The sequence below is a fragment of the Streptomyces sp. adm13(2018) genome, from assembly GCF_008042145.1.
In the GTDB taxonomy this organism is placed as follows: Bacteria; Actinomycetota; Actinomycetes; order Streptomycetales; family Streptomycetaceae; genus Streptomyces.
The window spans coordinates 1-3347 of record NZ_RDBH01000042.1 but is presented as its reverse complement, the minus strand read 5'-3'; the positions used below and the strand labels follow the sequence as shown (position 1 = coordinate 3347).

The 3347-nt window shown below is 74.7% G+C and carries 5 protein-coding genes; 2 read left to right on the top strand and 3 right to left on the bottom strand.

All coding sequences use genetic code 11. The features are described 5' to 3' along the window. Window positions 1–805 (bottom strand): ABC transporter ATP-binding protein (locus EAO70_RS03625; protein ID WP_148001581.1); only part of this gene is annotated, 805 nt, incomplete at its 3' end. 50 nt (window positions 806–855) lie between these two features. On the opposite strand from EAO70_RS03625, the gene EAO70_RS03620 reads away from it, so the two are divergent. After that, window positions 856–1413 carry a GNAT family N-acetyltransferase gene (locus EAO70_RS03620; protein ID WP_148001577.1) on the top strand — a complete coding sequence of 186 codons (558 nt, stop codon included), beginning with the start codon at window positions 856–858 and terminating at the stop codon, window positions 1411–1413. Here EAO70_RS03620 and EAO70_RS03615 read toward each other — a convergent pair. Then, entirely contained in the window at window positions 1410–1814 is a 405-nt protein-coding gene (locus EAO70_RS03615; protein WP_148001576.1) for an HGxxPAAW family protein, read from the bottom strand. The two genes, EAO70_RS03620 and EAO70_RS03615, sit on opposite strands and share 4 nt — an antisense overlap. A gap of 98 nt (window positions 1815–1912) precedes the next feature. On the opposite strand from EAO70_RS03615, the gene EAO70_RS03610 reads away from it, so the two are divergent. Next, a complete protein-coding gene (locus tag EAO70_RS03610) occupies window positions 1913–2392 on the top strand; it encodes a MarR family transcriptional regulator (RefSeq protein WP_148001575.1) in 480 nt (159 codons plus the stop codon). Window positions 2393–2431: 39 nt separating this feature from the next. On the opposite strand, the gene EAO70_RS03605 is transcribed toward EAO70_RS03610, so the two are convergent. Further along, the coding region (locus EAO70_RS03605; RefSeq protein ID WP_222723430.1) for a type IV secretory system conjugative DNA transfer family protein at window positions 2432–3347 on the bottom strand (916 nt) is incomplete at its 5' end.

Genomic DNA, 3347 nt, shown 5'->3' with positions numbered 1-3347 from the left:
GGAGGCCGTGGGCGGCGGCCGTGCGGCCGATCTCCGGGGCGTCCGGGCCGGTGACGAGGAGGGTGTCGGGGGCCTCCACGGTGATGTCGGCGCCGGGGAGCAGGTTCCGCAGCCGGTCGGCCTCCGGGGTRACGACCTTGACGGAGGCGCCGCCGGAGGTGCGGACGAGTGCCTCGACGGTGGTGTCGGCGAGGAGCCGGCCCTTGCCGATGACGACGAGGTGGTCGGCGGTGAGGGCCATCTCGCTCATCAGGTGGGAGGAGACGAGGACGGTGCGGCCTTCGGCGGCGAGGGACTTGAGGAGGGTGCGGATCCACAGCACGCCTTCGGGGTCGAGGCCGTTGACCGGCTCGTCGAGCACGACGGTCGCCGGGTCGCCGAGGAGTGCGGCGGCGATTCCGAGGCGCTGGCCCATGCCGAGGGAGAAGCCCTTGACGCGTTTGTCGGCGACGTGGGCGAGGCCGGTGAGGGCGAGGACCCGGTCGACGCGGGAGCGCGGGATGCCGTGGGTGAGGGCGAGGGCGGTGAGGTGGTGGTGGGCCGAGCGGCCGGGGTGCACGGAGCGGGCTTCGAGGAGGGCGCCGACGCGGGTGAGCGGGGCGCCGTGGCGGGCGTACGGGCGGCCGTCGACGGTGGCGTGGCCGCGGGTGGGGGCGTCGAGGCCGAGGATCATGCGGAGGGTGGTGGACTTGCCGGCGCCGTTGGGGCCGAGGAAGCCGGTGACGGCGCCCGGTCGGACGGTGAAGCTGAGGTCCCGGACGACGGTGGTGTCTCCGTACCGCTTGGTGAGGTTCTCTGCTCGGATCGCGCAGCGCGGCGAGCCGGATCTCCCGGGCCCGCACGCAGGATCTGCGCATGGACTTCTCGATACGTGTCATCCGCGCCGACGACTGGGAGCGGGCCCGGGAGATCCGGCTCGCCGCGCTGCGCGATCCGGTCGCCCCTCTCGCTTTCCTGGAGACGTACGAGACGGCGGTGGGGCATCCGGACGCGTTCTGGCGGGAGCGTACGGAGGGGGCGTCCGAGGCGGGGGCCGGGACGGTGCGTCAGTTCGTGGCCGAGGCCGCGGACGGGCGGTGGGTCGGCACGATCTCGCTGCTGGTGGAGCGGCCGGCCGACGAGGTGCGCTTCGGGGAGCCGGCGAAGGTCGGCCAGACGCACATCGTGGGGGTGTACGTGCGGCCCGAGGCGCGGGGGACGGGTGTGATCGACGCGCTGTTCCGTGCGGGGGTCGAGTGGTCCTGGTCGCTGGCGGAGCCGGTCGAGCGGGTGCGGCTCTACGTCCACGAGGACAACGCGCGGGCCGCCGCCTTCTACCGTCGCTTCGGGTTCGCGGAGACGGGGGCGCGGGTGGCCGTGCCGGGGCAGGAGACGGCGATGGAGGTCGAGTACGAGGTGCGGCGGGCGTCCTAGGATTCCAGGGGTTCGGTCGGTCGGCCGGGTGTGCGGGGTCGGGTGCGCAGGCGGTCGGGGGCCGGTTCGGGTGCGGCGGCGTCCCGGGCGGTGGCGGGCGTACGGCGGCCGGCGAGGCGGCAGCCGAGGCAGTCGGGGTGACCCCGGCGGGCCGTGGTGTCGCGGACCCGCCAGTCCCACTGGTCGGCGGGGCGGGGACCGGAGGGCTTGCCCCAGCCCGTCAGGTGCAGGGTCCAGGTGGTGGCGGCGGCGAGGACGGTGAGGGCCGCGCCGAGCCACAGGGCGGGGGCGAGGTCGAGGCAGAGGCCGGCTCCGGCGACGGCGGCGCCCAGTCCCGCGACGGTGGTTCCGGTCCAGCCGGCCAGGGTGTGGCCGAGGTCGACGTCGCCGTGGGCACTCATGGTTGCTCCCGTGGGGGTGTCAGGGCAGGCAGGATGAAGGCGTCGACGTGAGCATTCATCTCACGAGCTAAGTAACTTAGATGCTAAGGAGTCTCTGCGTGGAGGGCAAGAGCCGTCCCCCGGTCACCGTCGGCGAGGCGATCCACCGGATGGACGCGTACGTGGCGCTGGGGCTCATCGGCCAGCAGGAGGTCGCGCAGGCACTCGGCCTCAACGTGACCGACCTGACCTGTCTCGGGCATGTCCTCGGTGCGGGCGACACCCCGCTGTCCGCCGGAGATCTGGCCGAGCGCGTCAACCTCACCACCGGAGCCGTCACCGGGGTGCTCAACCGGCTGGAGAAGGCCGGTTACGCCCGGCGAGCCCCCGATCCGGCCGACCGGCGGCGGGTCCGCGTGGTCCCGGACCCGGACGCGGCCGCCCGGGTCGTCGCGCTCTACCAGCCGTTCTACGCCCGGCTGGAGGAGGTCTTCGCCCGGTACACCCCGGAGGAGACCGCCGTCATCGCCGACTGGTTCACCCATGCCGCCGACGCCGCGCGCGCCCATCTGCACGCCGTGCGGGGCCGGGTCGTCTGACCCGGGACGGCGCGAGACGGGGGCGTCAGGGCCGGGGTGTCAGGGCCGGGGGGTCAGGAGGCTTTCCGGCCAGCGTGACCGGGCCTGTTCCGGGGAGCGCATCAGGGCCAGGGTCGGCAGGCCCTGCTGGTGGCCGGTGGCGAGGAGCTCCGGGAGCTGGGGGAGCGGGGCCACGGCGGCGACGTCGTCCAGGACCAGGGTGAGTGGTGGGTCGAGCCGACCGTCGGATGACCGTGCGGCCATGCGGCGGCCGTGCTCGACCACGCTTGCGGCGAGCGCCGTGAGGAGCGGCATCGCGCCGGGGTGGGTGCGGGGATCCTCGATGGGTTCCCCCACCACGTAGAGGGTGCCCCCTTCCGCGAGGAAAGATGCCAGCGCCAGCGAATCGGTTCGATTCGGGGTGCAGGCCTCCCGGATGTGGACCGACGAGAGCGAGGCCAGCGCACGGGCCGTCAGTTCCTGTGCGGTGCGGCGGCTTTCCGGGTGCGCGGTGAGAGCCGATTCGAGCAGTCCCGCGTGGCCGGAGGCCGCCTTGGGGTGGCTGCGGAGGATCCGTACCGGCTCGTGGGCGCCGGCGCCCTGTGCCCAGCGGTGGACCTGGCGGAAGGGGCGTCCGTCGACGGCGGCGGCGTGCAGCCAGCAGCGCAGGAGCGTTTCCGCGGTGTCGGCGGTGGCCGCGTCCAGCCGGGAGTGCGGGCGCACCGGGGCCAGCAGGGCGATGGCCCGCTCCGCGGCCACGGCCGGGTCCTCGCAGTGCTCCGAGGGGGACCAGTGGAGGCGCGCGGGCGTGTCGCACAGGTGGCCGGGGTCATGGACGAGGACCGGGCCGAGCTTGCCGCGGGCGTCCTTGGTCGCGGCCCAGAGGGCGGGGTCCGAGGTGACGACGAGGACCGGGCCCTCGGCGTCCCGGACGGCCTGGACGGCTGCCGGGCGGCGGGCGTCCGGGGGGCCGTAG

Excerpts from the sequence above, each read along its gene's own strand:
- EAO70_RS03615 (WP_148001576.1), bottom strand. The coding sequence starts at position 1,814 with ATGAGTGCCCACGGCGACGTCGACCTCGGCCACACCCTGGCCGGCTGG.
- EAO70_RS03620 (WP_148001577.1), top strand. The coding sequence starts at position 856 with ATGGACTTCTCGATACGTGTCATCCGCGCCGACGACTGGGAGCGGGCC.